Origin of the sequence: Oceanispirochaeta sp. (assembly GCF_027859075.1) — a bacterium.
In the GTDB taxonomy this organism is placed as follows: domain Bacteria; phylum Spirochaetota; class Spirochaetia; order DSM-2461; family DSM-2461; genus Oceanispirochaeta.
This window is the reverse complement of the sequence record NZ_JAQIBL010000044.1, coordinates 1-5,285: the sequence shown is the minus strand read 5'-3', so window position 1 is coordinate 5,285 and position 5,285 is coordinate 1. Positions and strand designations below refer to the sequence as shown.

Sequence of the window (5,285 nt, the reverse complement as noted above, 5' to 3'; positions counted from 1 at the left end):
ATATTATTGCTCCGCATCATTGTATTGAAGTAATGCCGCCAGCTATGGAAGGAAAATCCTTTCTCTTTCCGCATTTTTTCATCAATCCCTAATATCCTTAAGGCCCGATCCAGAGATTTCCCCATGCTCCATTGAGTCACAGGCTTTGATTTATCCTTTCCCAGGCAGAACAGCATATCCTCCGGATCACCCGTTGAAAGCTCCTTTAACATCGTCTCAAGAGATTCCGGAAGAGGAATCTCCCGGCTCTCTTTCGTCTTTGTAGGAGTAAATCCCTGTTTATAAAGATACTGTTTCGTAACGGCAATATAGCCGCCTTTCAGATCTTTGAGCTGCGTCCCGATAACTTCGCTCATCCTCATCCCCGTGCAGGCAGACAAGAGATTCCCCAGATAATAGACCCTGCTCTCCCAGAATTCCGGCATTCTGGAATAATCAAACATCTGCTGAACCATTGCCCGATCGAAAACGCCCCTGATTTTGGAGTTATTTCGCAGGTAGGGAATCTTCTTTGTAATATCTTCGGAAAGAAGATCACGTCTGACTGCTTCGCTGAGCATGATATGAAGAGCCTTCTGGCAGCCATTAATGGTTTTGTTAGCAAAAGGACGCCCTGTTTTCTTACTTGTTTCTGTCTGGAGCTGTCCTATCCATTTTTCTACGTCGTACCGCGTGATCTCATTTAAACGGAAGTCTTCAAACTGAGGGAGGAGATATTTATCCAGGTAATGCTTCTGTCCTCGCATGTAATTAAACGTGATTGTCCCGCTGCGTCTGCGATACTGTACATATTCACAATTATCACCCCACCAGTGACGGGCATAATCTTTGAATCTCATGCGACCAGACTTATTTGGAATCAGATCATCACTCTTTTCCAACATTCTGCAATACGCTCTCGCTGCAGATTTTGTGATCTGTCCGGTAGACAATGCCGTTGTCCTTCTGCCATGCTCATTGTAAGACTGATAATACCAGACGATTCTCCCGCTTTTCATCTTTCTCGGGAATACTGTAAAAGGCTCTCTATATCTCATGGTTTCCACCTTGTATGATGTGCTCACACAACTGCTGTGGCGCATCATTTGATTTGATACAGAGAAAATTGAAAGCTTAGTAACTTGTTATCCTGAATAGAATAATTCGATTGACTATATTTGTCAACTTTTATTAATTATTACAGGACGTCCTTTTAGATCTGAAGGAGGGCCTGGAACGAGACGGCATGATGCCGACGAGTAGAAAGCGAGTCCTCTTCCAGACCCTTAGGCCTATACAGAATAATCACCGAGGTCCTAAATGGACTTCGGTAGCATAAATCCACCCTAATTCCTTAGGCCTATACAGAATAATCACCGAGGTCCTAAATGGACCTCGGTAGCATAAATACACCCTAATTCCTTAGGCCTTTGGCAAACAAAACACCGAGGCAATGCTATATAAACCTACCAGGACAATACTGTATAAACCTACCAGGACAATACTGTATAAACCTACCCGGGCAATAACATTGCCCGGGTGATCAACAAGTAAAGGCCGAAGGGTATTGCCTCGGTAGGATATTATATCTTGAGGGGAAATAGGCAGGGATGCCGATTTAATCTCGGAGGCGGGTCGAAAGAAGATTGCAGGCCCTTCGGCCCTGAGCCAAAAGATCACCAAGGCGATTTCATTGCCTTGATAGGAATAGAATTTTGCAGACTGAAGACCGAGTCCTCTTCCTGGTATGTATAAACCCTCTGGGTAAGAGATTAAAGCTTTTCAGCAATGAGAAGTTTTGTAAATGATGTATGTGATGTGTACCTTCTACATTAAGAAAAACTGCATGAGAAATGAACGGATGAGTTAAAGATTCGCTCTCCCTTTCCTGACAAATGATGGCGGATATCCGTATTTCTTTTTATAAACTCTGGAATAATAATTCACGTTGCAGAATCCCACAAGCTCAGGAATTCCGGTGATGGGCAGATCAGTTGTTTTGAGTAAAAGGTTTGACTGCTCCAATCGATAATCTGATAGAAAATCAATGAATGTTTTTCCCGTATAAGATTTGAACAAACGACAGAAGTGCTGATCACTCATATTTGAATATCTGGCCATAAACGAAATGCTTATTTTATCACTGTAATGTATGAAAATATACTCAATGGCTTTTTTCATTTTTAAAATGACAGAACTCTGTTGAATTGGTGTAACAAATAATAACTCAGGAAATTCCCGCGTTAGATCTGAAAAAAACCGACATAGTTCAACCTTGACAATCATTTCATAACTGTTTTTTTGATTACTCTCCTCATCTATAATGGATACAATCAGCGATAAAAATCTGCAGTAGGACTTACTCTGCTTACTCAGCTGTATAGGCTCATAGGTATTATCAGAAAAAAACGGTCTCAGAGATCTATTAATATGAGAGTCGGCCACCATAGATGAAAATAGAGTATCCCCTATTACTATGGCGATGTATACAGAATGTGTGTTGCAGAGAATACTGTGCAAACAACCGTGAGGAACTAATATGATATCTCCTTCACTGCACATAAAAGCAGTCCCGTTTATATAAATTGAGCAATTCCCCTGTTTGATGAAAATGATCTCCGTATGATTATGCCAATGGGGTGGCGTATCGGCATTTTGAATATGAAAACAATTGAACTGAAAATCTTCGCTTTCCAACCTGGTGTTTTCATAATTTTCAATGCTAATCAGATCCATATATCTCCATTACAACAACTTAATATTCAGATAAGACAATAATTAGTAAAAAACTGATATATTATTTCATTTGTCGCCATATTAAAATATCAATATAACACAGATTTGAAAAAAATATGGAGAGAGAAAATGCTTGAAGCCCCCAAAAATATACAAAGAACTATAAAATCAATAAAGAAAATTGATGAAGCATTAATTCTGACAACAGAAAAAGGAAAAATAAAAATACAACCATATGCTGACGGGATTATCAGAGTTGTCTATACCATGTCTGAGGAGTTTTCACTGCTGCAAAGCCCCGGGACAGTATTGGAAAAGAGTTCATGCCAATGGTCTTTTACTGAAAATGATTCAATCATCACAGTTAAAACGAAATTGATATCCTTGGTCATTTTAAAAGAAACAAGTGCTCTATCCTACTATGACAGAGATGGAAAATTACTCACAAAAGAACCCGAAAAGGGTGGAAAAACGCTCATCCCCTTTAAAAGTTATAAATCAGTCCGCGATGAAAACAGTCTGATAGAAAAAATTGAGACGCCTGATGGAATAAAAGAAGTGGTTATCAATGCTGGCAGGGAATTTTACAAAGATCTGAACCATAGCAGACTGGAGTTTGAATGGTCTGAAAATGAAGTCCTGTACGGTTTGGGACAACAGGAAGAGGGAAGCCTGAACTTGAGAGGAACCCGTCAATATATTCATCAGGCCAATATGAAAATAGCTATCCCCTTTTTTATCTCAACAAAAGGTTATGGTGTACTGCTGGATACCTATTCTCCCGTAATATTCAATGATAATGAATATGGCTCGTACCTCTATAATGAAGCAACCGATGAATTGGATTTTTATTTTATCCACGGCGATAATTTTGATGAAATCATCGGCGGATATCGTCTTTTAACAGGGAAAGCAAGCTTACTGCCCAAATGGGCTTTTGGATATATTCAGTCTCAAGAGCGCTATGAATCTCAGAGGGAAATCATTAATACAGTATTAGAATATCAACGTCGAAATATTCCCCTTGATTGTATTGTACTGGACTGGCAGTCATGGGAAGAGGGAATGTGGGGTCAGAAATCCTTTGATTCTGACCGTTTTCCCGATCCAAGAGAAATGACAGAAACACTCCACAAACTGGGAGTTCAACTTATGATTTCCCTATGGCCCAATATGTACAAAGATACGGAAAATTACAAAGAGATGAGTAAAAATAAGTGTTTATTCCCCTATTCGGAAATATATAATGCCTTTGATCAAAAAGCTCGGTCATTGTACTGGATACAGACCAAAGAAGGCTTATTTGATAAAGGAATTGATGCCTGGTGGTGTGATTCCAGCGAACCGATTACTCCCGAATGGAATAGTAAGGAAAGACCCGAACCGGATCAGAATTATCTGGAATTTCACAATTCAGCAAAAAACTATATGAATGAAGAACTCACCAATGCCTTTCCCTTGTTTCATGCAAGAGCCATCTATGAAGGACAGCGCAATGAAATAAGCGAAAAGAGAGTGGTTAATCTGACACGAAGCGGTTATACAGGACAGCAAAAATACGGAACGATACTCTTGTCCGGAGATATCAGTGCTAACTGGCAGACACTAAAAAACCAGATTCCTGCAGGACTGAACTTCTGTGCCTCGGGACTGCCTTACTGGACTTTGGATATCGGTGCTTTTTTTGTAAAAAAAGGTGATCTTTGGTTCTGGAATGGCGACTATGAAAAAGGCTGCGACGATTTAGGGTATCGGGAATTATATACACGATGGTTTCAATTCGGTGCATTTTTACCTGTTTTTCGTTCTCATGGTACTGATACTAGGCGGGAAATCTGGAATTTTGGGGAAAAAGGTGAACCGTTCTACGATACAATAGCTAAATTCATTGATCTGAGATATCGCTTACTACCCTATATTTATTCCCTGGCAGGTATGGTGACTTTTAAAGATTATACCATTTTGCGTCTTCTGGCTTTCGACTTTTTGAATGATGCTAAAGTCTTGGAGATTAAGGATCAGTATATGTTCGGCAATGCCTTAATGATTTGTCCGGTCACAGAACCAATGTACTATTCCAGAAATTCAGAGCCTCTTGAAGGTATACCAAAAAAACGGCAAGTTTATCTGCCGGCTGGCGCTGATTGGTATGACTTCTGGACAGAGAAAAAATACTCTGGGGGACAAACCATAACCGCAGAAGCGACACTGGAGATTATGCCTATTTTTGTCCGAAGCGCTTCAATCATTCCCATGGCTGAAGTAACTCAAAACTGTAATGTCAGTTCCGATTGTGAAATTAAACTCTTCATCTATCCCGGTTCAGATGGGTCATTTACATTGTATCAAGATGAGAAGAATAATTACAATTATGAAAAAGGAGATTATTCGATTATAGATTTAGAATGGAATGATGATGAGGCGAGACTGACTATAGGAGAACGTAGAGGATCTTTCCAGGGAATGGAGGATGAGATCATCTTTACAATTCAAGTTATTGGTAAGAAGCAGATAACTGTGAAATATTCAGGTGAGAAATCCAATAAATATGCTATTAAAAAGGCCTGATA

At 39.7% G+C, this 5,285-nt stretch carries 3 protein-coding genes; 1 reads left to right on the top strand and 2 read right to left on the bottom strand.

Translation table 11 applies throughout. The features are described 5' to 3' along the window. A partial coding sequence (locus tag PF479_RS02705) for a tyrosine-type recombinase/integrase (RefSeq protein WP_298001978.1) occupies window positions 1–1,037 on the bottom strand: 1,037 nt, incomplete at its 3' end. Between the two features lie 808 nt (window positions 1,038–1,845). After that, window positions 1,846–2,715 carry a helix-turn-helix domain-containing protein gene (locus PF479_RS20710; protein ID WP_367277196.1) on the bottom strand — a complete coding sequence of 290 codons (870 nt, stop codon included), beginning with the start codon at window positions 2,713–2,715 and terminating at the stop codon, window positions 1,846–1,848. 129 nt (window positions 2,716–2,844) lie between these two features. Here PF479_RS20710 and PF479_RS02700 point away from each other — a divergent pair, with 129 nt between their 5' ends. Next, complete coding sequence (locus tag PF479_RS02700; protein WP_298001975.1) at window positions 2,845–5,283, top strand: TIM-barrel domain-containing protein; 2,439 nt, start codon at window positions 2,845–2,847, stop codon at window positions 5,281–5,283. Window positions 5,284–5,285: the final 2 nt, after the last annotated feature.